The sequence below is a fragment of the Pedococcus sp. P2_E4 genome, from assembly GCF_056403935.1.
On sequence record NZ_JBFUEO010000043.1, the window covers coordinates 1 to 25,212 of the forward strand.

Below are 25,212 nucleotides of genomic sequence, written 5' to 3' on the forward strand. Positions count from 1 at the left end.
GGGGGTGCGCCCCACCGAGGTGTGCTTCGCCCCCGACGGCCCCGCGGGTCTGCGGCTGGCCGTCGACGGCGTGCGGTATGCCGGGCGGCGCCGCGGGCGGGCGATGGTCGCCTCCGCGGTCGAGCACTCGGCCGTCCTCGTGCCCGCCCGCGACCGCGAGGCCCACGACCCGCAGAGCGGGTTGACACTCGCCCCCGTCGACGCGCTCGGGCGGGTGGACGTCGACACCTTCACCGAGGCCCTTCGTGTCCCCGGCACGGTCGTCGCCGCGCTCCAGCACGCCAACGGCGAGGTGGGCACCACCCAGCCCGTGGCCCGGGTGCACGAGAGCTGCGCGGCTGCCGCTGTGCCCCTGATCGTCGACGCGCAGGCCTCGCTCGGCCGGACGAGCCCGCCCGACGCGTACGACGTCCTCGTCGGCGATGCCCGCTCCTGGGGCGGACCCGGTGGCCTCGGCCTCGTCGTGTTGCCCGAACGCACCCGCTGGTCACTGCCCGGTGTCACCGATCCCGACGAGGCCCTCACCGGACCGACCCGGCACACGCCGTGGCTCCCCCTCGTGCTGGCTGCCGCCGAGGCGTGGCAGCAGACCGAGGCCGCGCGTCCCGAGGAGTCCGCGAGCGCCCACGCCCTCGTCGAGCGGGTGCGCGCGGCGGCCGCGTCGATCCCCGACTGCGAGGTGGTCGGCGACCCGGTCGACCGGCTCCCCCACGTCGTGACGCTGTCGGCGCTCTACGCCGACGGGGAGTCGCTCGTGCGCGGGCTGGACCGGCTCGGCATCGCGGTGGCCTCCGGGTCGGCCTGCACGAGCAGCACGCTCGAGCCCAGCCACGTGCTGGCGGCGATGGGCGCCCTGACCCACGGCAACATCCGGGTGACCCTCCCGCTGGCGACCGTCTCGCCCCGCCGCGCGGACGACGTCGAGCGGCTCGTGGCGGTCCTGCCCGACGTGGTCTCCGCCGTCAGGGCCGAGCTCGGTGGGCGGCACCTGTGACCGAGCCGGCCCCCCTGCCCGACGCCGCCGCCGTCGTCGATGCACGCGGCCTGCGGTGCCCGCTGCCCGTCATCCGTCTGGCCCAGCGCGCCCGCGATGGTCTCGCCGGCGAGGTCCTCGAGGTCTGGGCCACCGACCCCGCAGCGGCCTCCGACGTCCCGGCCTGGGCGCGGCTGCGCGGGCACACCTACCTGGGTGCGCGCGAGGGTGAGCCCTGGGGTGCGCGCGAGGGTGAGCCCTGGGGTGCGCGCGAGGGTGAGCCCTGGGGTGCGCGCGAGGGTGGGCCCGCGCAGGGAGCGGGCTGGACGGCATACCTCGTGCGGCTCGGGACCGTAGGACCGCAGGGCGGGCGCGCGGACGGGGTGGCCCCCTGAGCGGGCCGGGGCTGGACGCCCTGGCTAGGGAACGGCGGTGAACGCGGGCGGCGGCAGCTCCACGGCAACGGCGAGCCGGGCGAGGTACTCCTCGCGGGGGATGCTCACGACTCCGAGGCTGCGCAGGTGGTCGGTGGCCCACTGCACGTCGACGATGCGGCGCGGGTCGCCGTCGGCGAAGGCATAGCCCGCCATCGCCACCACCGCGGCCTTGGATGCGTCGGTGACCCGGTGGAACATCGACTCCCCCGCGAACAGCCCGCCGATGCTCACGCCGTACAGCCCGCCGACCAGCTCGCCGCCCAGCCACGTCTCGATGCTGTGCGCCCAGCCGAGCACGTGCAGCTCGGTGTAGGCGTCGACGATCTCCTCGGTGATCCAGCGGCCCTCCCGCGAGGGGTCGGCGCACGCCTCGACGACCTGCCGGAACGCGGTGTCGACCCGCATCTCGAACCGGCGCAGCGACTTGCGCAGCGACCGGCTGGCGTGGACACCCCCGGGCAGCAGCACCCCACGGGGGTCCGGCGACCACCAGCCCATCGGCCGGGCGCCGAAGTCCCCGAGTCCCATGGGGAACACCCCGCTGCGGTAGGCCGCCACGAGGGTCCCGGGGCGCAGGTCGCCACCGACGGCGACGAGGTCCTCACCGTCGTCGACCTCGGCCACGCTGAAGTCCCATGACGTCGGCAGCGGCTCGACGGGCTCGGTCACGACGGCGGGTCCGTGGGGCGCATGCCGGTCAGGGGGCCACGCAGGCGACGTGCGGCTCGATCGCCGTGGCCGACTCCTCGCCGTAGGCGTCGGCCAGCCGCTGCAGGAAGCGCGCTTTGCCGAGGGTGTACTCCTGGGTCCCCACGGTCTCGATGACGTAGGTCGCCAGCATCGACCCCAGCTCGGCCGCGTGGCGCAGGCCCAGGTCGACCGCCAGCCCGGTCAGGAAGCCCGCCCGGAACGCGTCGCCGACTCCCGTCGGGTCGGCGCGGCGCACCTCTCGGGCCACCGACACGGTGATCGGCTCCTCACCGCGCGGCTCGATGACCACACCGTCCTTGCCCTTGGTGACGACGCGGGTGTGGACGCGGTCGGCGATCTCGGCCGCGGTCCAGCCGGTCTTCTGCTCCGTGAGGGCGGCCTCGTACTCGTTGGTGAGCAGGTAGTCCGCGCCGTCGATGAGCTGGCGGATCGTCTCGCCGTCGGCGAAGGCGAGCTGCTGGCTCGGGTCGGCGGCGAAGGGGATCCCGCGCGTGCGGCACTCGCGGGTGTGCCGCAGCATCGCCTCGGGGTCGTTGGCGCCCACGAGCACCAGGTCGAGGCCGCCGACCCGGTCGGCGATCGGGCCGAGCTCGATGGCCCGGGCCTCGCTCATCGCGCCGGCGTAGAACGTGGCGATCTGGGCCATGTCCTCGTCGGTCGTGCAGACGAAACGCGCGGTGTGCCTGGACTCGGACACGTGGACCGACTCGCAGTCGACGCCGTGGCGCTCGAGCCAGCTGCGGTAGTCGGCGAAGTCCTCGCCCACAGCACCGACGAGGATCGGCCGCTGACCGAGTCCGGCCATGCCGAACGCGATGTTGGCGGCGACTCCCCCGCGCCGCACCTCGAGGTCGTCCGCCAGGAACGACAGCGACACCTTGTCGAGCTGCTCGACCACGAGGGAGTCGCGAAAGCGTCCCTTGAAGGTCATCAGGTGGTCGGTGGCGATGGACCCGGTGATGGCTATCTGCACGGTCGAAAACCTACCTGTTCGCGCTGGTGGCGGCACTGTCGCTGCACGATCACGCGGCCCCGGCCTCCTTGCCACGCGGGTCGGTGCCCGGGCAGAGTCCAACCCCATGAGCGACCCCGACCTGTCATCGTTCGACTTCAGCGACCTGAAGGCGACCTTCGTCAACTGCACGCTGAAGCGCTCTCCTGAACGGAGCCACACCCAGGGCCTGGTCGACGTCAGCGCCGCCATCATGCGCAAGCACGGGGTCGAGGTGGACGTGGTCCGGGCGGTCGACCACGACATCGCGACCGGCGTCTACGTCGACATGACCGAGCACGGCTGGGCCAGCGACGACTGGCCCCAGCTGTTCGAGGGCATCCTGGCCTCCGACATCCTCGTCATCGCCGGGCCGATCTGGCTGGGCGACAACGCGAGCATCACCAAGCGGGTCATCGAGCGGCTGTACGGCGGGTCCTCGATGCAGAACGACGCGGGGCAGTACGTCTACTACGGCAAGGTCGGTGGCGCGATCATCACCGGCAACGAGGACGGCATCAAGCACTGCGCCCAGAACATCCTCTACAGCCTGCAGCACATCGGCTACTCGATCCCCCCGGCCGCCGACGCCGGCTGGATCGGCGAGGCCGGCCCCGGCCCGTCGTACCTCGACCCCGGCAGCGGCGGCCCGCAGAACGACTTCACGCAGCGGAACACGACGTTCATGTCGTGGAACCTCATGCACCTCGCCGCGCTGCTCAAGCGCGCTGGCGGCTTCCCCGTCGGCGGCAACCAGCGCGACCTCTGGGACGCCGGGGTGCGCTTCGACCACCCCAACCCCGAGTACCGGTAGGCACCCTCAGGACACACGAACGGGGCCCGTCACCAGTGGTGACGGGCCCCGTTCGGGCGTGGCGCTCGCGCTCAGCTGAACGAGTCGCCGCAGGCGCAGGAGCTGCCGGCGTTGGGGTTGTCGATCGTGAACCCCTGCTTCTCGATGGTGTCGGCGAAGTCGATGCTCGCGCCCTCGAGGTAGGGGGCGCTCATCCGGTCGACGACGACCTCGACCCCGTCGAAGTCGCGCACGAGGTCACCGTCGAGGGTGCGCTCGTCGAAGTAGAGCTGGTAGATGAGGCCGGAGCAGCCACCGGGCTGCACGCCGACGCGCAGGCGCAGGTCGTCACGACCCTCCTGCTCGAGCAGGGACTTGACCTTGCTGGCGGCGACGTCCGAAAGAAGCACGCCGTGCGTGGTGGCCTCGGCCGGGGCCTGGGTCAGCTCGACGTTCGCCGGAGCGGTCTGGTCCTGAACACTCATGGGGATGCGTCCTTCATGTCGGTGGAGGGTGGCACTGGGGCCAACCTGCGGTCGGCGCGAATTGTTCCCGCGCCAGTCGTTGCCCTTCTACTGTACGTCGTCGTCAGCGCTGGGGTGACCAGGTGGCCGCCACCCGGGCAGCGCGTGCCGCGAGCGTACCGACCGGGTCCGCCATGGCGGCCTCGACCTGGGCGGGGGTCTCTGCGACCGCATAGCTGCCGGACAGGCCCAGCGTCATCGCCTCACGTCGCCCGACGAGGGCCTGACCTGCGATGACGACGCTCGGGGTGGCCGTCTCGAGGGCCAGCCCCGCGACCCCGGCCACGACCTTGCCCTGCAGGCTCTGCCAGTCGAACTGCCCCTCACCGGTGACCACGAGGTCGGCTGCGGCCAGCAGGTCGCGCAGCCCCACGGCCTGCAGGACCTCGTCGACGCCGCTCACCCGCGTGGCGCCGAGCAGGTACAGGCCGTAGCCCAGCCCTCCCCCCGCGCCGGCGCCCGGCTCCTTGTCGAGCCGTCGGGCCTTGCCGGTGAGCAGGTCGGTCGTCTCGGGCAGGGTGCGACGCGCCACCTCGACATACCGGCCCAGGGAGCCCTCGAGCGCCTGGGCGAGCTCGGGCGAGGCGCCCTTCTGGGGGCTGAAGACGGCACTGGCGCCCTGGAGCCCCAGCAGCGGCGACCCGACGTCGCTCGCGAGGACCAGCTCGACCCCCCGGAAGCGGGCGCGCACGTCGTCCAGCCCTGCCAGCGCCGTGTCGTCGAGGTCCGCGAGCGCGAGTCCGCCGCGCGCGAGCTGGGCGCGGTCGCCGACGCCGAGGGCGGCGAGGAAGCCTGCACCCCCGTCGTTGGTGCCGCTGCCCCCGAGCCCGACCACGATGCGGGTGGCCCCCTCTGCGAGGGCGGCGTCGACCAGCTGGCCGACGCCCCACGTGCTGGTGAGGGCGGGGTTGCGTTCGTCGGCCCCGAGCAGGTGCAGTCCGGCCGCCTGCGCGGACTCGACGTATGCCGTGCGGCCGGCGTGCCCGTCGACCACCAGGAGCGCTGCGGGGACGTCCCGGCCCAGTGGGTCGGCGACCGTCACGACGAGCGTGCGGGCGCCCACGACAGCCCCGGCGAGGACGTCCAGGAAACCCGGACCGCCGTCGGACAGGGGCACGAGGGTGAGCAGGTCCGTGGGCGCGCTCTGCCTCCAGCCCTGCGCCATCGCGTGGGCGGCCTGCTGGGCGGTGAGGGTGCCGGTGAAGCAGTCCGGGGCGATGACGACGTGCACGGCGGCATCCTCTCAGAGCGCGGCCGACGCCCCGACTTCCGTGCTCACGAGGGCCACCGATGGCGCGGTTTCCGGCAAAGAGGTCCACACTGGATGAATGCGCCCCCGCACACCGAGCAACAAGCCGCACCTGCCCAACAGCCCGTTTCGTGCTGCGCCCGCCGTGGTGCCCCACGACTTCGCGCAGGGCGACCGGGTCACCCACGACCGTCACGGCCTCGGGTCCGTCGTCCGGATCACCGGAGACCGCATGGAGGTCAAGTTCGGGTCGAGCGTCGTGAGCGTCGCCCTGAACAGCACCAAGATCCACCCGCTCTAGGCGGCGACCGCCACCCTGCGGCGCTGGCCCTAGGGGACCAGGGTTGCCGCAAGCAGGCGGCGCACCGCGGTCTCGTCCCCGGACACCGTGAGGTGGTCGGTCGAGGCCCGGTGCCACAGGCAGAGGTACAGGTCCACCGCTGCCCCGCGCACCTGTCCGACCGCCTCGGCTGCGACCCCGCGGTCGCAGCGAACCTGACCGTCGCGCACGCGAACGGTCCACGACGCGTCGACGTCGTCGCACGAGAAGGCGATCGGATCCGGGGCCGGGATCACGTCCAGGGCGGCCTCGTGGCTGCGCCGCACCAGTGAGCGCGGCGCCATCACCTCGAACACCTCGGCCACCCCGTCGGCCGCGAGCTCCGGGCTGTGCCACGGCAGCGTCGAGCCGGCAGCGTCCCGCGGCAGGACCCCAGCCGCTTGGAGGGCATCGACGTGGTGGACGGCGGTCTCGTGGACCTGCCGCCGCCGCCAGAACCCGGCGTCCTGGTGCTGGGGAAGGGCCGAGAACGACCACGACGGGTGGTCCTCCGGCAGGGCCGCAAGGGTGTCGACGACGGTCGCCGCACACGCGGCATACCAGTCGGGCAGGGGCTGGTCACGGTCCCGCCGGGGATAGGGGTCGGGCTGGCGCGCCTCCCGGGCGCAGTGCGCAGCCCAGAGGTGGACGCGCCCGAGGTGGTCCACGAGGGTCGTGACGTCCCAGCCGGGGCAGGCAGGGACGGCTGCTGCCGGGTCGGCGTCACGGACCGTGGCGACCATCGCGGCGGTCACGGAGCGCAACGCCTGCAAGGCTGCAGCGGGGTCGAGGGTCCCGAGGGAGGCGGAGGGCATGGCCAGACCCTAGGGCTCACCGTCCGGGCGGACGAGATCCAGGCCGCGCGGGCGGGCGGCATACGATCAGGGCGTGAGCACTGTGACCCAGTCGGACTCCCCCACGAACTCCCCGCTGCCCCTGCTCGTCCTCGGACGCGGCACGGAGCTGCACACCGAGCGGGGTGTCGAGTGCCCCGGCGACCTGCCGTCGCCGTCGGATCCAGGTCTGGTCGAGCGGGCCCGGGCCGCCAAGGCGGCCCTGGGCGACCGGGTGTTCGTGCTCGGGCACCACTACCAGCGCGACGAGGTCATCGAGTTCGCCGACGTGACCGGTGACTCGTTCAAGCTCGCCAAGGACGCTGCTGCCCGCCCCGATGCGCCCTACATCGTGTTCTGTGGCGTGCACTTCATGGCCGAGTCGGCCGACATCCTCACCAGCGACGACCAGACCGTGATCCTGCCCGACCTGGCGGCCGGGTGCTCGATGGCCGACATGGCGGCGATCCGCCAGGTCGAGGACGCGTGGGACGACCTCGTCGACGCCGGCGTCGCGGACCGCACCGTCCCGGTCACGTACATGAACTCCTCGGCCGCGATCAAGGCGTTCACCGGTCGCCACGGCGGCACGATCTGCACCTCCTCCAACGCCAAGACGGCGCTCACCTGGGCCCTCGACCAGGCGGGCGAGGGCGGCAAGGTGCTGTTCCTGCCCGACCAGCACCTCGGCCGCAACACCTTCGTCCGGGAGCTCGGCGGCTCGCTCGACGGGTGCGTGGTGTTCGACCCGCACAAGCCGATGGGCGGGCTGACCAGTCAGGAGCTCCAGGACGCCACGATGATCCTGTGGCGCGGGCACTGCTCGGTGCACGGCCGGTTCAGCCTCGAGGCCGTCGAGCAGGCTCGCCGCGAGATCCCCGGCGTCAAGGTGATCGTGCACCCGGAGTGCCGCCACGAGGTCGTCGAGGCGGCCGACGAGGTGGGCTCCACCGAGAAGATCATCAAGACCATCGCGGCCGCGCCGGACGGCACGAAGTGGGTCGTCGGCACCGAGCTCAACCTGGTGCGACGGCTGGCCGCCGAGTTCCCGCGCCAGCAGGTCGCGTTCCTCGAGAAGAACGTCTGCTACTGCTCCACGATGAACCGCATCGACCTGCCGCACCTCGTCTGGGCGCTGGAGTCCCTCGTCGAGGGCCGGGTCGTCAACGCGATCCACGTCGACGACGAGGTCGCCCGCTACGCCAGGGTGGCGCTGGACCAGATGCTCGCCCTGCCCGGCGAGACCCACCGCGACTGACCCTGCTCCTCGTCAGTCGTTTCCCCCGGACCCGCACGCGAGACCGGGGTGGGGGCGACCCCTCCGTCGCCCGCACCCCGCTCGCAGCCGGGTCGCCGCTCCCGTCAGTTGAGCCGCAGCCAGGTCTGGGTGCTCCCCTGCGGGAAGCAGCCATCGGCTGCGCTCGTCGTGACCAGTCTTGCGCCGTTCGAGACGACCTTCGAGAAGTTCGGTGCGCAGCTCCCGTCTGCGGCGGTCCCGGGCGCCGCTCGCACCGTCCCGTCGGCGCCCATCGTCAGCTGCCCCCGCTGGTCGGGACGGACGGACCCGTCGCCGTCGTCGTCGACCAGGTAGCCGTACCCGTCACCCGTGGAGTCGTTGATGACCGCCAGCACGCGGTGGGTCGCCTCGTTCACCCACGTCCCCTCGAGGTGCAGGGGCAGGGTCACGTGGAAGTCGTCCCCGGGGGGATAGTTCGGCGTGAGGGCCGGGGCGCTCGCGCTGCGTGGTGACACCCGCTCAAGGTGCAGGACCGGCTGGTCCCCGGTGGTTGGACACGCGTCGCTCAGCGTCGCCTCGTCGGCCGCGACGGCCCGGATGCGAAGGGTTTCGCAGTCACCGGGCGCGCGTGGTGGGCTGGTCTCGGCCATCGTGTAGAGGTCGCCCTCGCGCTTGGTGACCATGAGCGCACCGTCACCACTGGGCACATCGGTGGCGCCACGCAGGTAGCCGGCGGCTGTGTCGGTGTTGAGGATCCGGCCGTCGGACGTGATCTCCCACAGCCACGGGCTGCCCTGGGCCCGCCACAGCCCCACGAGCCCGGGCGGCATGAGCTTCTGGCTCGGTGACGGCGCCAGGCGGTCGGCCGGTTGGCTCGGCGGGTCCGTGTTCGCCTGCCACAGGGCCACCCCCGCGACGACGAGGGCCACGGCCGCGACCGCGGCCACCACCCAGTCCCTGCGTGACCGAGGCGATGCGAGTCCCTCGGTGGGTCGTGTGTCGATGAGTGTCATCAGGCTCCCCTCCATTCGGTCCAGGTCGTGCTCCGAGACGACCAGTCCGTCGGCGACGCGGTGCAGCGCCTCGCGGGTCCGGTCCTCCATGGCGTTCACTGCGCCACCTCCAGGTCGTCGTGCAGCCGCGCCAGGGCGCGGTGCGCGTGCTTCTTCACCGAGCCGACCGAGATCTCCAGCAGGTTGGCGGTCTGTCGTTCGGTCAGGTCGAGGTAGTAGCGGCACACGACGACCTCGCGCTGGCGGGTGGGCAGTGCCTGGACGCCTGACGCGACCCGCCGTGCCTCATCGTGGGCGAGTGCGTGGGTGTCGGCCCCGGGCAGCGAGGCAAGCTCCGGGGTCAGGGGCTCGGTCGCCCGGATGGTGCGGGCCCGCCTGCGGTGCGCGGACCGGCACCGGTTGACGACGACCGCCCGCAGGTACGGGAGGGTGGCCGAGCGGTCCCGCAGGGAGTCCCAGTTCCGGTACAGCGAGATGTACGCGTCCTGGACGGCTTCCTCCGCGAGGCCCCGGTCGCTCGTGAGGAAGAACCCGAGCCGGACCAGGCCGGCGCCGTGGGCCCTGAACAACAGGGGCAGCGCCTCCTCCCTGCTGACGGACGCGTCGGCAGACCCTCCCCCGGATCTCGGGGAGTCGACGCGTCGCAGTTCTGGGCTCACACCCTCAGAGTCGCAGCGCAGCGCGGAATGGTTGACCGCCACCGAGCCGATCTTTTCGGCCGGGCCCCAGCCGCGAGGGTCACGCGGAGTCGGTGAGCTCCTCGACGGTCAGCGTGAAGTCCTCGGCGCGCAAGCGCTCGACGAGCGCGTCCCCCATGGCGGTCGAGGGGGTGAGGACGCCCGTCGCCTGCGGCAGCCGGTCGGTGTCGAAGGCGAGTGACAGGGCCGATTGCCCGAGCATGACGGTCGTGGCGGCATACCCGGGATCTCCCTTGGCACCCACGACGGCGAGGTAGCGTCGCCCGCTCTCGGTGGTGGTGCGGATCTCCATGCGGAACCAGCCGGCCGCGCGGCTCGCGGCGTCAGGGCCCTCCCCCGGCTTGGGCACCAGGCGGTCGAAGAGGGGACGGGTCCGCGGGTTGGCGAGGGCCTTGAAGGCCAGCCCGAGGCCACCGGAGAAGACGGTCGCGCGGCGTCGCCCCTTGAGGCCACGGCCGTAGCCGCTGAGCTCGCGGTAGCGGAACCTGCGGCCGTAGGCGTGATCGCGAAGGGCGTTGCTGCGCCTCACGATCCGCGTGTTGAAGGCCGCCATGATGAACGGGCCCACCCACTGCCCGGTCTCCTTGTCGACGAACACGGTGCTGGGGTCGCGTTGCGTGCCGACGTCCGGCTCGGCCTTGCGGTCCGGGCTCAGGGCATAGGGGTCGAAGACGATGCGCGCGAGCCGCCGGTCCGCCATGACCGTGTCGACCTGTGTGCGTGAGGAGTCGATCGTGCCGCCCGAGAGGCCGCCCTTCGCGCGAGCCAGCAACGTCGTGTCGAGCAGCCCACCGGCGGCATCGGCCTCCGCCCGCTGGTGCAGGAGGTGCACCCCCAGGTCGGACGGGATCGAGTCGTAGCCGCATGCGGTCACGATGCGGGCGCCGGTGGCCTTGGCCCGCGCGTCGCACTCGTCGACGACCCGCCGGACGAACAGCACCTCTCCGGTGAGGTCGGCGTAGTGGGTGCCCGCCTCGGCGCAGGCGCGCGCCAGCGGCAGACCGTACTTGAGGTAGGGACCGACGGTCGTGGCGACGACCCTCGTCGACGCGGCGAGGTGGCCCAGCGCCTCGGCGTCGTCGGCGTCGGCGACCACGATCGGCCAGTCGTGCGCCCGAGCCGGCAGCTGCGCGCGCACCGTCTCGAGCCGGGACTGGGACCGCCCGGCCAGGGCGATGCGGGCCTCAAGCGGAGCGTGGTCGGCGAGGTAGGCCGCCAGGAGCGCGCCCACGAAGCCCGTCGCCCCGTAGACGACGAGGTCGTGCGTCCGGTCGGAGCTCACGAGGTGCCGCCCCCCATCGCGCCGAGGCGGGCCAGCAGCACGGCCTCGGCGACGCAGACCTTCTCGAACTCGCCCAGGTGCAGGGACTCGTTGGCGCCGTGGGCGCGGGTGTCGGGGTCCTCGACGCCGGTCACGAGGATCGCGGCGTCAGGGAACTTCTCGGCGAACGACGCGACGAACGGGATCGAGCCCCCGACGCCGATGTCGACCGGTTCGACGCCCCACGCGTCGGTGAAGGCGGCCCGCGTCTGGTCGTAGACGGGCCCCTGGGCGTGGGCGTCGAAGCCGGCGCCCTGGTCGTCGAGGTGCACCTCGACCCTGGCCCCCCAGGGGGTGTTGGCCGCGATGTGACGCTGCACCGCGGCATACGCCTCCAGCGGCACCTCGTCGGGGGCGAGTCGGATCGACACCTTGGCGCTCGCGGTGGGGACGAGGGTGTTGGAGGACCGCGCGACCGAGGGTGCGTCGATGCCGATGACCGTGGCGGTCGGCTTGGCCCAGATCCGGTCGAGCAGGGACCCGGTGCCGATCACCTCGACCCCGTCGAGCAGTCCGGACTCCTCGCGCAACCGGGCCTCGTCGAAGTCGAGGTCGCTGGCCTTGCCCGCCTTGAGCCCGGCGATCGCGACGTCCCCGGCGTCGTCGTGCAGCGTTGCCAGGATGCGGACCAGCGCGGTGATCGCGTCGGGGACGGCTCCCCCGAACATGCCGGAGTGGACGCCGTGGTCGAGGGTCGTCACCGTCACGACGACCCGGATCAGGCCGCGCAGCGTGGTGGTCAGGGCGGGCTCGCCGATCGCCCAGTTCGTCGAGTCGGCCAGCACGATGGCGTCCGCGCGCAGCCTCTCGCCGTGCTTGTCGAGGATGGTGGCCAGCGAGTCGGAGCCGATCTCCTCCTCGCCCTCCACGAAGACCGTCACGCCCACAGGCAGGTTCCCGGAGTGCGCCCGCAGGGCGGCGAGGTGGGCCATGATGCCGGCCTTGTCGTCGGCGGCGCCGCGGCCATAGAGCCGCCCGTCGCGCTCGGTGGGCTCGAACGGTGGACTGTCCCAGTCGGCGTCCTCGCCCGGCGGCTGCACGTCGTGGTGGGCGTAGAGCAGGACCGTCGGGGCACCCTCGGGGCCCTCGACGTGGCCGATGACGGCCGGGCGACCCCCCTCACGGACGATCTCGACCTCGAGGCCCTCGGCCCGCAGCAGCGCGGCCGTGGCCTCGGCACTGGCCTCCACGTGCGCCTGGTCGAAGGCGTCGAGGCTCACGCTCGGGATCCGGGTGAGGTCCTCCAGGTCGCTGCGCAGGCCGGGCATCAGCTCGGCCACGGTCGCCTTGAGCGCCTGGATCTGGTCTGGGGTCAGAACGTCGTCGGTCACGGGACGTGAGCCTAACCGGGTCCGGCGATGCAAGCCTTCGTGCCCCGACGGCATACAGTGGACAGGTGTTTGGACGCAGCAAGACGTTGAACGAGCAGCAGGCGGAAGCCGCCTCCCGCCCCACCCGCGACGGTGCGAAGAACCGCCCCACGCCCAAGCGCAAGGACCAGGAGGCCGCCAACCGGCGCCCCCTCGTGGAGACCGACCGCAAGGCCGCCCGCACCACCGACCGCGACAAGCGACGCGAGGCGCAGCTCAAGCAGCGCCAGGCGATGGTGACCGGCGACGAGGCGCACCTGCCGGCCCGTGACAAGGGCCCGGTGCGCCGTTTCATCCGTGACCACGTCGACGCCCGCTGGAACCTCGGCGAGTTCATGCTCCCCGTGATGCTGGTGGTGCTGGCCCTGTCGTTCATCCGCTCGGCGGCCGTGTTCGCGATCGTCTCGATCGGCGTCTACGGACTGCTGCTCGTCGCCGCCGCCGACGGCTTCTTCATGTGGCGCGGCCTGAAGAAGAAGCTCATCGCCAAGTTCGGCGAGGACCAGCTGGGCCGCGGCCAGGCGATGTATGCCGTGATGCGCACCTTCCAGCTGCGGCGGTCGCGGATGCCGCGACCCCAGGTCAAGCGCGGCGAGTACCCCGCCTGATTCGCCGTCGCGCCGTCAGCCGTCGCGTCGTCAGGCGCCGTCGCGTCGCGCCGTCACTCGGCTGCGCGCAGGCTCATCGGCCCGTAGACCAGCGAGCCGTCACGGAAGAGGTTGACCGCGTCGACGCCGGCCTCGCCCAGCTCGTGCCAGGACTCGCCGAACCAGTTCTCGGCGTCGGACTGCGAGGGGAACGCCGTCGTCACGAGCTCGTCGCCGCTGAGCTCGTTGCCCTCGGCGTCGAGATAGGTCCACGTCCATGCATCGGCCATGGCGTCACTCTAGGACGCGCGCGGCTTTGACACTGCCGGGGTGCGTTGGGAGCCTCGGGCGCGTGATCGAGATCCAGGACGCCACCGTCGCGTATGCCGGCCCGCCCGGCACCGCGGCGACCGCGCCGGTTCTCGACCACGTCAGCCTGCGGGTCCCGGAGGCTGAGCTGGTCCTTGTCGTGGGTCCCACCGGGTCCGGGAAGTCGAGCCTGCTGCGGCTGCTCGGCGAAGCCGGCCCGGTGGGCTACGTCCCGCAGGACCCGCGGACGTCCTTCGTGGCCGACACGGTGGAGGCGCAGGTCCGCAGCGGCCGGGGGGTCACGCCGCGGCGCCTCGAGGAGGCCCTCGACCTGATGGGGATTGCCGACCTGCGCGACCGCCCGCTCGCCGAGCTGAGCGGAGGGCAACAACAACGCGTCGCGATCGCCACGGCGCTGGCCACCCACCCGGCTGTGCTGGTGCTGGACGAGCCCACGTCCGCGCTCGACCCCGTCGCCGCGGAGGAGGTCCTGTCCGCGCTGCACCGGCTCGTGCACGACGTGGGCACCACCGTCGTCGTCGCGGAGCACCGGCTGGAGCGGGTCGTCCACCACGCCGACGCCGTCGTGCTCGTGGGTGGCGGCACGGTGTCCGAGCTGCTCGACCCGGCCGAGGCGATGCGACGCTCGGCGATCCGGCCGCCGCTGGTGGACCTCGGCCTGCTGCTCGGGTGGGAGCCGTTGCCGTTGTCGATCCGCGACGCCCGGCGACGGCTGCGCGCGGGCAGCTCGCCGCTGCCAGGCCCGCTGGCCGACCAGCACGCGTCGCGGTTCGGCGACCCGACCCCGAACCGGGTCCCGCACCTGGGCGTCCGCGGGCTCGGGGTGGTCCGTGGCTCGGTCGTGGCCCTGCGCGAGGTGTCGATCGACCTGCACCCCGGCGAGGTGGTCGCGATGATGGGGCGCAACGGCGCCGGAAAGTCGACCCTGCTGTCGGTCCTCTCAGGCGGCACCGAGCCGACCCGGGGGGCGGTCACGAGCGCCCCTGACGTCCGCGTCCGCGGTGCCGCTCAGGACCCGTCCTGGGTCGTCGGCGACGACGACCGGGTGACCGTCGCGACCCTGCTGCGCGTGGCAGATGACGACCACGGGCTGCCTGCAGGGGCCAGCGCTGCCGTGCTCCGGTCGCTCGCTCCCGACCTGGACCACAGCCTGGCACCGTCCCAGCTGTCCGAAGGGCAGCGGATGGCCCTGGCCCTGACCGTCACCCTGGCGCCGGACTCCGACGTGCTGCTGCTGGACGAGCCGACGAGGGGGTTGGACTACGCGGCCAAGGCGCGGCTCGTCGAGCTGGTGCTCGAGCGCGCCGCCTCCGGGTCGGCGGTGGTGGTCGCCACGCACGACGTCGAGCTGGCGGCCGCGATGGCCACCACGGTGGCGGTGCTCGCCGACGGTGAGGTCGTGGCGCACGGTCCGACCCGCGAGGTCCTCGTGGGGTCACCGGCGTTCGCCCCCCAGGTGGCCAAGGTCGTGCATCCTGCGGCCCTGCTCACCGTCGCCGAGGTCCGCGCAGCCCTTGCCTGACAGCCTGACCAGCCCGTTCGCCGACGACTGGCCCGGACACTCTCGCGTGTCGTCGGCGACCCGGCGGCCGCTCGGCGGCTCGGCTCTGGGTCAGCCCGGTGGGCCTGCCTCGATCCGCCGGCGCAGCTCGGCCAGCCCCTGGTCACCGGGCTCGATCGTCCACCAGCTCTCGATCCACCAGGTCGCCCCGAGCCCGGCCCACTGCCCTGGGGTGCCGGCCGACTTCACGAACTCGCCGGTGCTGTCGCCCTCGATGACGATGTCGTAGCCGTCCCAGGGCAGCCCGGCGTCCTGGCGCAGCCGACGCACGACACCCAGCGCCTCGGCGACGGACTCGAGCGTGAGGTGCGGGCTGCCCGGCTGGGCGTCCGGGACCGCCACGGTGGGCAGCACCCCCTGCCACCGCGCGGCGCGCTCGAGGGACGGCTGCCGGCGCCGGCCGGGCAGGTGGACGCCCACCACCCACACCGGTGGGTGCGGACGCTGGGTCGGGGGTGGCGGCAGCGACGGCGCACCGTCGCCCTCGGGGCCGACCGGGTAGTGCACTCCCTCGAACGTGAACGGCTCGCCCGACAGCAGCCCGCGATAGACCGCCAACGACTCGTCGAGCTTGCGGGCGCGCACCGCCCGGCCCTCGTCGGGCTCGAACCGGGTCCACCCCGGGTGCAGCGCGCCGAGCCCGACCGACATCACCACGCGCCCACCACTCAGCCGGTCGACCGTGCTGACCATCGACGCGAGGTCCCACGGCCGGTGCCGCGACGCCGGGGTGAGCAGCGTCCCGAGCCGGATGCGGGAGGTCTGCACCGCTGCGGCCGCCAGCGTCACCCAGGCGTGCTCGCCGTACAGGCTCTCCCAGGTGAACACCGCGTCCCACCCGACCTGCTCACCGAGGGCCGCCAGCTCGGCGAACTCGCTGGCGTCGGCATAGGGGACGACGAAGCCGTACCTCATGCGCAGGACGCTACGCGCGACCACTGACACCACGCAGGGCCGGGCTCAGCCCGCGGCGCGCACCCGCACCGTCGGCTCGACGAGCACCTGCGTCGTGAGCGAGTTGGCGATGTAGCACTCGTCGTGGGCCTGGTGGATCATCCGCTCGACGGTGGCGACCTCCGCGCCGTCCGCGACCAGCACCAGGGGCCGCAGCACGATCCGCGTGATGCGCAAGGGCACCACGTCATCCGGCATCTCCCCCACTGCGTCGTCCTCGTAGCCCACGACGTCGACGCCGCCGCGCGCCGCCACCGCGAGGAACGAGAGCAACTGGCAGGACGACGCGGCGAGGACGAGCAGCTGCTCCGGGTTGGGCAGGTCGGGGTCACCACGGAAGTGCGGGTCGGAGCTCAGGTCGAGGCCCTCGCTCGCGGGCGGGGTCCAGGCCGTGTGCGCCCGCGGGTAGGCGCGGTAGCCACTACCCGTCGACCCGCTCCACTCGACCCGCGCGAGGTACGTGTGACCGCGGAAGCCGGCACCCGGCATACGAACCCTCTCTCTGCCCGCGCGGGCGTCAGCCCTCGCGGACGTCGACCTCGACGAACGGCGGCTTGACCACGGTCGCCGGCACCTCGCGGCCGCGGACGTCGATGACCACCTCGTCGCCCTCGGCGACGGACGGCGCGAGCAGTGCCAGGGCGATGCCGTTGCGCAGGGTCGGGCTGAACGTGCCCGAGGTGACCTCGCCGACCACCTCGTCGCCGACCTTGACCTCACAGTGCGCACGGGGAATCCCGCGTCCGGTGGCGAGCAGCCCCCACGCGACGCGCGACGGGCCGGCGGCCTTCTCGGCGACGAGCGCGTCCTTGCCCCAGAAGGTGTCCTTCTTCCAGCCGACCGCCCAGCCCACCCGGGCCTGGACCGGCGTGATGTCGACCGACAGCTCGTTGCCGTGCAGGGCGTAGCCCATCTCGGTGCGCAGGGTGTCGCGGGCTCCGAGACCGCAGGGCAGCCCGTCGAACGGCGCCGCCGCCTCGACCAGGGCGTCCCACAGCTGCGCCGAGACCTCCCACGCGGGCACCAGCTCGTAGCCGCGCTCACCTGTGTAGCCGGTGCGGCACACGATGACCGGGTGGCCGTTCCAGTCGGTCTCGACGAAGGACATGTACTCGTGGCCGGTGGGCAGGCCGAGCGCCTCGAGCACCTCGTCGCTCTTGGTGCCCTGGACCGCGATCACGCCATAGCCCTCGTGGAGGTTCTCGACGGTGAGCCCCTCGGGCGCGGCCGCGGCGAGCAGCTCGACGACCTGGGCCGTGTTGGCCGCGTTGGGGATGAGGAAGACGTCGTCGTCGCTGCGCAGGTAGGCGATGAGGTCGTCGACGACCCCACCGGACTCGGTGCAGCACAGGGTGTACTGGGCCTTGCCCTCGTGGATGCGGCCGAGGTCGTTGGCCAGGCAGGCGTTGACGAAGTCGCGTGCTCCCGGCCCGGAGACGCGGGCCTTGCCCAGGTGCGAGACGTCGAAGATCCCCACGCTGGTGCGCACCGCGGTGTGCTCGCGGACCACGCCCCCGCCGGGGTACTCGATCGGCATCTCCCAGCCGCCGAAGTCGGCCATCTTGGCGCCGAGGGCCACGTGCCGGTCGTGCAGGGGCGAGGTCTTGAGGGCTGCGTCGCTCATGGCGCGAACGCTACCGCTCCCCCGCGACACGGCCAGCCCTGGCGTCGCCGCCGCGGGGGCGGCCCCGGCTGCCTGCGCCGGACCGTCGTGCCCCCGTCACGGCTATCCTGCGCGGAGCAGTGCCCCACCCCCCGGACCCCCGAAGGAAGCCCACGTGACCACAGTCAGCGTGTCCGACCGCGCCCCCCATGACCTCAAGGCCGACGCCCTCGTGCTCGGCACCGTCGCCGCCGACGGCGCAGCCGTCCTCGCCGCGGGCCACGGACTGCCCCGCGGGGCGGTGACCCACGTCGCCGCCTCGCTGAAGGCACTGGGGGCATCCGGTGCCGCCGACGAGGTCGTGACGCTCGCGTCGGTGCCCGGCGTCAGTGCCTCCCTCGTCGTGCTGACCGGCCTGGGTGAGGCCACCGCGCGCACGACCTCGTTCGACCCCGAGGTGCTGCGTCGCGCCGCTGGTGCGGCCGTGCGGTCCCTCAAGGCCGCGGCCAAGGTCGTCGTGGCGCTCCCGGGCTCCGACGCCGTGTCGGTCGGCGCCGCGGCGGAGGGTGCAGCGCTGGGTGCCTACCGGTATGCCGGGGTGCGCGGCCCCAAGGCCAAGCCCACCAAGGGCGTCAGCGCCGTCACCGTGGTGACCTCCGAGGCGCGCGTCAAGGCCGTCAAGGCTGCTGCGACCCGCGCCGGTGTGCTCGCCGACGCCAAGGCCTACGCACGCGACCTCGTGAACACCCCGCCGAACAAGCTCTTCCCCCAGTCGTTCGCCGACTCCGTCAAGGAGCGCAACGCGAGCTCGAGCGCCAAGGTGACCGTCAAGGTCCTCGACGAGAAGGCCCTCCTCAAGGGCGGCTTCGGCGGCATCGTCGGGGTCGGCCAGGGCTCGGTCAACCCGCCGCGGATCGTCGTTCTCACCTGGGCGCCCGCCAGGGCCAAGGGCTCGGTGGCGCTCGTCGGCAAGGGCATCACGTTCGACTCCGGCGGCCTCAACCTCAAGCCGGCCACCGGCATGATCACCATGAAGTCCGACATGGCCGGCGCGGCCGCCGTGGCCGCGACGGTGTTCGCCGCGGCCGAGCTCGGCGTCCCGATCACGGTCACGGGCTACCTCTGCCTCGCCGAGAACATGCCCAGCGGCACGGCGCAGCGACCCAGCGACGTCGTGACGATGCGCAACGGCACCACCGTCGAGATCCTCGACACCGACGCCGAGGGCCGGATGGTCCTGGGCGACGGCATCTGCCTGGCCGGCGAGGCCAAGCCCGACGCCATCGTCGACATCGCGACCCTGACAGGCGCCCAGATGGTCGCCCTCGGCGCCCGCGTGGCCGGGATCATGGCCAACGACGACGCGTTCCGCGACCGGGTCGGCGCCGCGGCCGGCGCCGCTGGTGAGGCAGCCTGGCCGATGCCGCTGCCCGAGGACCTGCGCAGCCAGCTCGACTCCTCGGTGGCCGACCTGGCCCACAAGGGAGAGCGCTGGGGCGGAATGCTGACCGCCGGGCTCTTCCTGCGCGAGTTCGTCACCGAGGGCACCCCGTGGGCCCACGTCGACATCGCCGGCCCGTCCTTCAACGAGGGCGGCGCCTGGGGCTACACCCCCAAGGGCGCCACTGGTTTCGGCGTCGGCACCCTGCTGTCACTCGTGGAGGGCTACGCCGGCTGACCGGCACACCCGGCACACCGCGCCCCTTCCCGGGCACACCAGAGGGGCCCGTCCACGTGGACGGGCCCCTCTGCGCACCTGCTCGTGGGTGGCGCCCAGTGGCGCTCAGCGGCGGTCAGCCACCGCTCTTGCGACGGAACATCTGCTGCGTCGCCGTCGTCGCGGCTGCCTGGGCATGGTCGACCTTGCCGTGCTCGTGGTCGTCCGAGACGTCCTTGCCCGCGTGGGACTGCTTGCGGTCCAGCGCCTCGCGGAACTTGCGCTTGACGTCCTCACTCGGCCCTTGGTGCCCGGACTTCCCCTTGTCAGCCATGCTGCCTCCTGGACTCGTGCGGATCATGCGGATCGGGTGCCCCACCCTTGCACCGCAGGGGCGGCAGGGCCAACCGGATAGATGGGTCAGCCCTTGCCGCGTTGCCGCGAGTTCCAGTCACGCATCCGCTGCGGGTAGCCGGTCTGGAGCACGTCGTAGACCGGGACGCCCAGGCTGGCTGCGAGCTCGAAGGCGCTCTGCCTCGTGCCGGCCGCGCGCCGCGTCCACTCGCCGTCGTGCGCGATGAGGATCAGCGTCGTGGCAGTGACATTGGTCGGCGGCTCGACGTAGGCCTCGACCCCGCGGCGGCTCCCGGCGAACTCGGACAGGTGGCGCCGGACCGCCTGGTGGTCCACCGTCATGTTCGGTCCGTCAGAGGGTCCCCGTCGTCCGGAGCCCTTGCTCCTGCGCCACCACGCCATGGACCCACGATACGGGCACGACCTGCGGGATCACCGGCAATTCACCGGCGCCCGCGGGGCCCGGTCCGAAGTGGGACCTGCTTGCGCCTGCTCACCCGATCAGTGACAAGATGCACTGTGTCGCACGCCACCTCGGCCACGACCTGACCGGGCGCCCGCGACACACACTTCATGCGAACGACGCGAGGGAGCGACCACGATGTCGGCTGACGCCGGGCCCACCGACGAGACCACGTTCGATGTCGTCATCCTCGGCGGTGGCAGCGGCGGCTATGCCTGCGCCTTCCGCGCCGCCGAGCTCGGGCTCCGGGTGGCGCTGGTCGAGAAGGGCAAGCTGGGCGGCACCTGCCTGCACGTCGGCTGCATCCCCACCAAGGCGCTGCTGCACGCCGCCGAGGTGGCCGACACCGCGCGTGAGGGTGACAAGTTCGGCGTGAAGTCCACCTTCGAGTCTGTCGACATGTCCGGCGTCAACGCCTACAAGGACGGCGTCATCGCGCGCCTCTACAAGGGGCTGCAGGGCCTGGCGAAGTCCCACCAGATCGAGCTCGTGGAGGGAGCCGGCCGTCTCGTCGACGCGCACACCGTCGAGGTCGACGGCCGCCGCGTGACGGGGCGCCACGTCGTCCTCGCCACCGGCTCCTACGCCAAGTCGCTGCCCGGCCTCGAGATCGGCGGCCGCATCATGACCAGCGAGCAGGCCCTGTCGCTCGACTTCGTGCCCCCGCGGGTGGTGGTGCTCGGCGGTGGTGTCATCGGCGTCGAGTTCGCCTCGGTGTTCCGCTCGTTCGGCAGCGAGGTCACCATCGTCGAGGCCCTGCCCCGTCTGGTGGCCGCCGAGGACGAGGCGGTGTCCAAGACCCTCGAGCGCGCCTTCCGCAAGCGCAAGATCGCGTTCAGGACCGGCGTGAAGTTCGCCGGGGCCACCCAGTCCGGAGACACCGTGAGCGTGTCCCTCGAGGACGGCTCCACGATCGAGGCCGACCTGCTGCTCGTCGCCGTGGGTCGTGGTCCGGTCACCGACGGCCTCGGGTATGCCGAGGCGGGAGTCACGCTCGACCGAGGCTTCGTGACCACGGACGAGCGGCTGCGCACCAGCGTCGCGGGCGTGTTCGCCGTCGGCGACATCGTGCCGGGGCTGCAGCTGGCGCACCGCGGGTTCGCCCAGGGCATCTTCGTCGCCGAGGAGATCGCCGGCCTGTCGCCCGCGGTCATCGACGAGGCCGGCATCCCCCGCGTCACCTACTGCGACCCCGAGATCGCGTCGGTCGGCCTCACCGAGGCACAGGCCAGCGAGAAGTACGGCGAGGTCGAGACCTACGAGTACAACCTCGGTGGCAACGGCAAGTCCCAGATCCTCCAGACCCAGGGCTTCGTCAAGCTCGTCCGCGAGAAGGACGGCCCTGTGGTCGGCGTGCACATGATCGGCGCCCGGATGGGTGAGCAGGTCGGGGAGGCGCAGCTGATCTACAACTGGGAGGCTCTGCCCTCAGACGTGGCGTCGCTGATCCATGCGCACCCCACCCAGAACGAGTCCCTCGGAGAGGCGCACCTGGCCCTCGCCGGCAAACCGCTCCACGCACACAACTAAGAGGAGAACGAGCAGATGTCTGAACGCGTGACCATGCCGGCGCTGGGTGAGTCCGTCACCGAGGGCACCGTGACGCGCTGGCTGAAGAACGTCGGCGACACCGTCGAGGTCGACGAGCCGCTGCTCGAGGTCTCGACCGACAAGGTCGACACCGAGATCCCCTCGCCCGTGGCAGGGGTGCTGCAGGAGATCCTCGCCCAGGAGGACGACACCGTCCCGGTCGGTGCAGACCTGGCCGTGATCGGCGACGGCAGCGGTGGCGGCGACAGCGGGTCGGGAGACACCGGTGCGCAGCAGGACCAGTCGCAGGAGGCTGCGCAGCAGGACTCCGGCGAGCAGGCTTCCCAGGAGCAGGCCTCGGCCGAGTCCGACGAGCCGCCGGCGGAGGCGCCGTCCACGGTGCAGGCTCCGCAGGAGTCCACCTCCGAGCCGGAGCAGGCTGCCGCCTCAGGCGACGCGGGCGGATCCGGCTCGGGTGGCTCGGGTGGTTCGGGAGGCTCCGGCGGTGGCGAGACGGTGACCATGCCCGCACTGGGCGAGTCAGTCACCGAGGGCACGGTCACCCGCTGGCTCAAGGCCGAGGGCGACACCGTCGAGGTCGACGAGCCGCTGCTCGAGGTCTCGACCGACAAGGTCGACACCGAGATCCCCTCGCCGGTCGCCGGCACCCTGACCAAGATCCTCGTCCAGGAGGACGACACCGTCCCCGTGGGCGGCGACCTGGCCATCATCGGTGGCTCCGGTGGCGACGCCGCCGCGGCTCCCGCTCAGGAGGCCCCCGCTCAGGAGGCACCGGCCCAGGAGGCACCGGCCCAGGAGGCACCGGCCCAGGAGGCACCCGCGCAGGAGGCACCCGCGCAGGAGGCACCCGCGCAGGAGGCACCCGCGCAGGAGGCACCCGCGCAGGAGGCACCCGCGCAGGAGGCCCCAGCCCAGGCTTCCGCACCGGCTGCTCCTGCTGCCCCGGCTCCGGCCGCCCCGGCGGCAGGGTCGGGCAGCGAGGCCGACGCGTCGGCCTACGTGACCCCGTTGGTGCGCAAGCTCGCAGCCGACAACAACGTCGACCTCGGCTCGCTCAAGGGCACCGGCGTCGGCGGTCGGATCCGCAAGCAGGACGTCCTCGACGCGGCCAAGGCTGCCCAGGAGGCGGCCGCGGCGCCGGCCCCTGCCGCAGCACCCGCCGCAGCAGCGCCGTCCGCACCGAGTGCTCCGAGCGCTCCCGGCGCACCCTCGGTGTCGCCCAAGCGCGGCACCACCGAGAAGATGTCGCGGCTGCGGCAGACCATCGCCAAGCGCATGGTCGAGTCGCTGCAGGTGTCGGCGCAGCTCACGACCGTGGTCGAGGTCGACGTCACCAAGATCGCGCGGCTGCGGGCCAAGGCCAAGGGCGAGTTCGAGCGCCGTGAGGGCACCAAGCTCAGCTTCCTGCCGTTCTTCGCGCTGGCTGCCGTCGAGGGGCTCAAGGCCCACCCGAACGTCAATGCCAGCGTCGAGGGCGACACGATCAACTACCACGGCTCGGAGAACCTGGGCGTGGCGGTCGACACCGAGCGCGGCCTGCTCGTGCCCGTGATCAAGGACGCCGGCGACCTCAACATCGCGGGGCTCTCCCGCAAGATCGCCGACCTTGCCGACCGCACCCGAAACAACAAGATCACCCCGGACGAGCTGGGCGGCGGCACGTTCACGCTGACCAACACCGGCAGCCGTGGAGCCTTGTTCGACACCCCGATCATCAACCAGCCCAACGTCGCCATCCTCGGCACCGGTGCCGTCGTCAAGCGCCCGGTCGTGGTGTCCGACGGTGACGGTGGCGAGACGATCGCGGTCCGCTCGATGGTCTACCTCGCGCTGTCCTACGACCACCGGGTCGTCGACGGTGCCGACGCGGCGCGCTTCCTCACCACGATGAAGACCCGTCTCGAGGAGGGCAACTTCGAGTCCGACCTCGGACTCTGAGCCACCTCCGAGCAGCCACAGATGCCACAGCGCGTTGCCATCACCGGTTCGTCCGGCCTGATCGGCAGCGCGCTGTCGGCATTCCTGCGTGATCGCGGTGACGAGGTCGTCCACCTCGTGCGACGACCGGCACGGACCCCGGACGAGATCCGCTGGGACCCGAGCTCGCGCCACCTCGACCCCGCCTCCCTCGACGGGGTGACCGCCGTGGTCAACCTCGCCGGCGCCGGCGTGGGCGACCACCGGTGGACGCCTCGCTACCAGCAGCAGATCCTCGCGTCGCGCGTCGACTCCACGCACACCATCGCCACCGCCCTCGCCCAGCGCGGAGGCCAGTCCCGGTTGGTGAGCGGCTCGGCCGTGGGCTTCTACGGCGACCGGGATGACGAGGTGCTCACCGAGGACTCCGGCGCCGGTTCCGGGTTCCTCACCGAGGTGGTGCGGGCCTGGGAGGCCGCGACCGCCCCTGCGGCAGCCGCCGGCATCCCCGTGGCCTTCTCGCGCACCGGGCTGGTCATGGCTCCCCACGGAGGCGCGCTCGAGCGGATGATCCCCTTGGCCAGGGCCGGCATCAACGGCCCGCTCGGCAGCGGCCGCCAGTGGTGGCCCTGGATCTCGTTGCGCGACACCGTGGCCGCCCTGGCCCACCTCGTCGACCACCCCGAGGTCGTCGGCCCGGTGAACGTCGTCGGGGCCGCCCCGGCGAGACAGCGGGACGTCGCCAAGGCGCTGGGTCGCGCCGTCCACCGACCGGCAGTGCTGCCGGCGCCGTCGTTCGGCATCAAGGCCGTGCTCGGTGGCTTCGCGGTCGAGGTCCTGACCAGCAAGCGTGCCGTGCCGGCTCGGCTGGCGGACTCCGGGTTCGTCCACCAGGACGTCGACCTCGACGCGACGTTCGCTGCCCTCGTCAGCTGACGGAGTCGACCGAGGCGACGCGCCAGCGCCCGTCAGCCCACCGCAAGGTGAACACCATCGGCGAGCCCGTGACCGCTGGGCGGGGTGTCCCCGACCCCCACTCGTCCACGACGACATGGGCCGACGTGTCGACCACGGACTCCACCCGCACGATGGCTCCGGTCTGCGAGACGAGCCGCGCCGAGCGCACCGACAGCCGCACCTCGCGATAGCGCTCACCCGCCGTCGCGAGTGCCGCCACGAGCGACTCGTCGGCAGCCATGGCCGCGGAACCCCGCACGTCGAGCACCGCGAGACCGCTCCTCGAGCCCGTGTTCATCACCGTGGCGCGCCGGTCGGCCAGCGACTGCATCAGAGCCCTCGGGTCCCTGGTCGGCGCAGCACGGTCCGTCGCCGCATCGCCTGACGGTGAGGCCGAGGGTGTCGGCGAGCGCGAGGCCGACGGTGTCGGCGAGGCCGAGGCCGGGGGCGAGACCTGGAGCGCGGGCCTGGTGTCGGCGGCCACCGACCGCCGAGGGTCACCCGCGGCCTTCGAACGGGGGTGTGCGCATGGCGGGTCCGGCCACGACCACCCGCTCGCCCCGACCGACAGGCCCGTCAGCCCCAGGGCCACGAGGACCGCCGCCAGGCCCCACCCCACGACGCGGCGGCGAGCGCCCGCCTGGACGACGGACCGCTCGGCCCGTCGACGAGCGTGACGTCCGGCAGGTGCCGCCACGCCCGTCGCCGTCACGCCCGCCGCCGTCACGCCCGTCGCCGTCACGCCCGCCGCCGCCTCGACCGTCGCCGCCGCGACGCCCGTCGCCGACGTGTCCGCCGCGGCGGAACTC

26 protein-coding genes and 1 pseudogene are annotated in these 25,212 nt (G+C 72.8%); 11 read left to right on the top strand and 16 right to left on the bottom strand.

The window, feature by feature from the left end:
- Both AC1DV7_RS15585 and AC1DV7_RS15590 read left to right on the top strand, forming a co-directional pair.
- Positions 1 to 994, top strand: a 994-nt coding sequence (locus tag AC1DV7_RS15585) for an aminotransferase class V-fold PLP-dependent enzyme (protein ID WP_477598092.1), incomplete at its 5' end; no start/stop codon positions are given.
- Positions 991 to 1,368: a sulfurtransferase TusA family protein gene (locus tag AC1DV7_RS15590; protein WP_477598094.1), complete on the top strand. Its 378-nt coding sequence runs from the start codon at positions 991 to 993 to the stop codon at positions 1,366 to 1,368. The genes AC1DV7_RS15585 and AC1DV7_RS15590, both read left to right, overlap by 4 nt.
- A gap of 24 nt (positions 1,369 to 1,392) precedes the next feature.
- Here the strand turns inward: AC1DV7_RS15590 and aat are convergent, their stop codons facing one another.
- Together aat and AC1DV7_RS15600 are read right to left on the bottom strand one after the other, a co-directional pair.
- On the bottom strand, positions 1,393 to 2,079 hold the full coding sequence (gene aat / locus AC1DV7_RS15595; RefSeq protein WP_477598095.1) for a leucyl/phenylalanyl-tRNA--protein transferase: 687 nt from the start codon (positions 2,077 to 2,079) through the stop codon (positions 1,393 to 1,395).
- Positions 2,080 to 2,107: 28 nt separating this feature from the next.
- A complete protein-coding gene (locus AC1DV7_RS15600; protein WP_477598096.1) occupies positions 2,108 to 3,094 on the bottom strand; it encodes a carbohydrate kinase family protein in 987 nt (328 codons plus the stop codon).
- 106 nt (positions 3,095 to 3,200) lie between these two features.
- Between AC1DV7_RS15600 and AC1DV7_RS15605 the strand changes: the two genes are divergently transcribed.
- Positions 3,201 to 3,926 (top strand): flavodoxin family protein, encoded by a 726-nt coding sequence (locus AC1DV7_RS15605; RefSeq protein ID WP_477598098.1) that lies wholly within the window; start codon positions 3,201 to 3,203, stop codon positions 3,924 to 3,926.
- A gap of 71 nt (positions 3,927 to 3,997) precedes the next feature.
- Here AC1DV7_RS15605 and AC1DV7_RS15610 read toward each other — a convergent pair whose 3' ends face one another.
- Positions 3,998 to 4,390 carry a HesB/IscA family protein gene (locus AC1DV7_RS15610; protein ID WP_477598100.1) on the bottom strand — a complete coding sequence of 131 codons (393 nt, stop codon included), beginning with the start codon at positions 4,388 to 4,390 and terminating at the stop codon, positions 3,998 to 4,000.
- 103 nt (positions 4,391 to 4,493) lie between these two features.
- A complete protein-coding gene (locus AC1DV7_RS15615; RefSeq protein ID WP_477598102.1) occupies positions 4,494 to 5,660 on the bottom strand; it encodes a glycerate kinase family protein in 1,167 nt (388 codons plus the stop codon).
- A gap of 97 nt (positions 5,661 to 5,757) precedes the next feature.
- Here AC1DV7_RS15615 and AC1DV7_RS15620 point away from each other — a divergent pair, with 97 nt between their 5' ends.
- A complete protein-coding gene (locus tag AC1DV7_RS15620) occupies positions 5,758 to 5,979 on the top strand; it encodes a hypothetical protein (RefSeq protein WP_477598103.1) in 222 nt (73 codons plus the stop codon).
- 29 nt (positions 5,980 to 6,008) lie between these two features.
- On the opposite strand, the gene AC1DV7_RS15625 is transcribed toward AC1DV7_RS15620, so the two are convergent.
- Entirely contained in the window at positions 6,009 to 6,812 is an 804-nt protein-coding gene (locus AC1DV7_RS15625; RefSeq protein WP_477598105.1) for a maleylpyruvate isomerase N-terminal domain-containing protein, read from the bottom strand.
- 73 nt (positions 6,813 to 6,885) lie between these two features.
- On the opposite strand from AC1DV7_RS15625, the gene nadA reads away from it, so the two are divergent.
- Positions 6,886 to 8,088, top strand: coding sequence for a quinolinate synthase NadA (nadA, locus tag AC1DV7_RS15630; protein ID WP_477598106.1), 1,203 nt, complete (start codon positions 6,886 to 6,888; stop codon positions 8,086 to 8,088).
- 104 nt (positions 8,089 to 8,192) lie between these two features.
- Here nadA and AC1DV7_RS15635 read toward each other — a convergent pair whose 3' ends face one another.
- The 4 genes from AC1DV7_RS15635 to AC1DV7_RS15650 form a co-directional block, all read right to left on the bottom strand.
- On the bottom strand, positions 8,193 to 9,179 hold the full coding sequence (locus tag AC1DV7_RS15635; RefSeq protein ID WP_477598107.1) for a hypothetical protein: 987 nt from the start codon (positions 9,177 to 9,179) through the stop codon (positions 8,193 to 8,195).
- Positions 9,176 to 9,739 carry an RNA polymerase sigma factor gene (locus AC1DV7_RS15640; protein WP_477598109.1) on the bottom strand — a complete coding sequence of 188 codons (564 nt, stop codon included), beginning with the start codon at positions 9,737 to 9,739 and terminating at the stop codon, positions 9,176 to 9,178. Before AC1DV7_RS15640 ends, AC1DV7_RS15635 begins: the two co-directional genes overlap by 4 nt.
- A gap of 79 nt (positions 9,740 to 9,818) precedes the next feature.
- Positions 9,819 to 11,060, bottom strand: a complete 1,242-nt coding sequence (locus tag AC1DV7_RS15645) for a saccharopine dehydrogenase family protein (RefSeq protein WP_477598111.1) — start codon at positions 11,058 to 11,060, stop codon at positions 9,819 to 9,821.
- Entirely contained in the window at positions 11,057 to 12,430 is a 1,374-nt protein-coding gene (locus AC1DV7_RS15650; protein WP_477598113.1) for a M20/M25/M40 family metallo-hydrolase, read from the bottom strand. The genes AC1DV7_RS15645 and AC1DV7_RS15650 overlap by 4 nt, the downstream gene beginning before the upstream one ends.
- A gap of 65 nt (positions 12,431 to 12,495) precedes the next feature.
- Between AC1DV7_RS15650 and AC1DV7_RS15655 the strand changes: the two genes are divergently transcribed.
- On the top strand, positions 12,496 to 13,077 hold the full coding sequence (locus AC1DV7_RS15655; RefSeq protein WP_477598114.1) for a DUF3043 domain-containing protein: 582 nt from the start codon (positions 12,496 to 12,498) through the stop codon (positions 13,075 to 13,077).
- A gap of 53 nt (positions 13,078 to 13,130) precedes the next feature.
- On the opposite strand, the gene AC1DV7_RS15660 is transcribed toward AC1DV7_RS15655, so the two are convergent.
- Complete coding sequence (locus AC1DV7_RS15660) at positions 13,131 to 13,346, bottom strand: hypothetical protein (RefSeq protein WP_477598116.1); 216 nt, start codon at positions 13,344 to 13,346, stop codon at positions 13,131 to 13,133.
- A 62-nt stretch (positions 13,347 to 13,408) separates the two neighbouring features.
- Between AC1DV7_RS15660 and AC1DV7_RS15665 the strand changes: the two genes are divergently transcribed.
- Positions 13,409 to 14,908 (top strand): ATP-binding cassette domain-containing protein, encoded by a 1,500-nt coding sequence (locus AC1DV7_RS15665; RefSeq protein WP_477598118.1) that lies wholly within the window; start codon positions 13,409 to 13,411, stop codon positions 14,906 to 14,908.
- Between the two features lie 90 nt (positions 14,909 to 14,998).
- On the opposite strand, the gene AC1DV7_RS15670 is transcribed toward AC1DV7_RS15665, so the two are convergent.
- The 3 genes from AC1DV7_RS15670 to gcvT are packed head-to-tail and all read right to left on the bottom strand — an operon-like array spanning position 14,999 to position 17,525.
- On the bottom strand, positions 14,999 to 15,862 hold the full coding sequence (locus tag AC1DV7_RS15670; RefSeq protein ID WP_477598120.1) for an LLM class flavin-dependent oxidoreductase: 864 nt from the start codon (positions 15,860 to 15,862) through the stop codon (positions 14,999 to 15,001).
- 45 nt (positions 15,863 to 15,907) lie between these two features.
- The gene (locus AC1DV7_RS15675) at positions 15,908 to 16,390 is read right to left on the bottom strand and encodes an OsmC family protein (RefSeq protein WP_477598121.1); all 483 of its coding nucleotides are present in this window, start codon (positions 16,388 to 16,390) and stop codon (positions 15,908 to 15,910) included.
- 28 nt (positions 16,391 to 16,418) lie between these two features.
- A complete protein-coding gene (gene gcvT / locus AC1DV7_RS15680) occupies positions 16,419 to 17,525 on the bottom strand; it encodes a glycine cleavage system aminomethyltransferase GcvT (protein ID WP_477598123.1) in 1,107 nt (368 codons plus the stop codon).
- Between the two features lie 154 nt (positions 17,526 to 17,679).
- On the opposite strand from gcvT, the gene AC1DV7_RS15685 reads away from it, so the two are divergent.
- Entirely contained in the window at positions 17,680 to 19,182 is a 1,503-nt protein-coding gene (locus AC1DV7_RS15685) for a leucyl aminopeptidase (protein WP_477598125.1), read from the top strand.
- A 115-nt stretch (positions 19,183 to 19,297) separates the two neighbouring features.
- Here the strand turns inward: AC1DV7_RS15685 and AC1DV7_RS15690 are convergent, their stop codons facing one another.
- Together AC1DV7_RS15690 and AC1DV7_RS15695 are read right to left on the bottom strand one after the other, a co-directional pair.
- Positions 19,298 to 19,495, bottom strand: coding sequence for a DUF5302 domain-containing protein (locus AC1DV7_RS15690; RefSeq protein WP_477598127.1), 198 nt, complete (start codon positions 19,493 to 19,495; stop codon positions 19,298 to 19,300).
- Between the two features lie 86 nt (positions 19,496 to 19,581).
- Positions 19,582 to 19,857, bottom strand: a complete 276-nt coding sequence (locus AC1DV7_RS15695) for a hypothetical protein (RefSeq protein ID WP_477598129.1) — start codon at positions 19,855 to 19,857, stop codon at positions 19,582 to 19,584.
- A gap of 259 nt (positions 19,858 to 20,116) precedes the next feature.
- On the opposite strand from AC1DV7_RS15695, the gene lpdA reads away from it, so the two are divergent.
- From lpdA to AC1DV7_RS15710, 3 genes are read left to right on the top strand one after another with little or no spacing between them, the layout of a single operon-like run.
- Complete coding sequence (lpdA, locus tag AC1DV7_RS15700) at positions 20,117 to 21,508, top strand: dihydrolipoyl dehydrogenase (RefSeq protein ID WP_477598130.1); 1,392 nt, start codon at positions 20,117 to 20,119, stop codon at positions 21,506 to 21,508.
- Positions 21,509 to 21,523: 15 nt separating this feature from the next.
- On the top strand, positions 21,524 to 23,467 hold the full coding sequence (gene sucB, locus AC1DV7_RS15705; protein WP_477598132.1) for a 2-oxoglutarate dehydrogenase, E2 component, dihydrolipoamide succinyltransferase: 1,944 nt from the start codon (positions 21,524 to 21,526) through the stop codon (positions 23,465 to 23,467).
- A 21-nt stretch (positions 23,468 to 23,488) separates the two neighbouring features.
- Complete coding sequence (locus tag AC1DV7_RS15710; protein WP_477598134.1) at positions 23,489 to 24,382, top strand: TIGR01777 family oxidoreductase; 894 nt, start codon at positions 23,489 to 23,491, stop codon at positions 24,380 to 24,382.
- On the opposite strand, the pseudogene AC1DV7_RS15715 reads toward AC1DV7_RS15710, so the two are convergent.
- Positions 24,375 to 25,212: pseudogene (locus AC1DV7_RS15715) on the bottom strand (hypothetical protein); the annotation flags it as partial. The gene AC1DV7_RS15710 and the pseudogene AC1DV7_RS15715 sit on opposite strands and share 8 nt — an antisense overlap.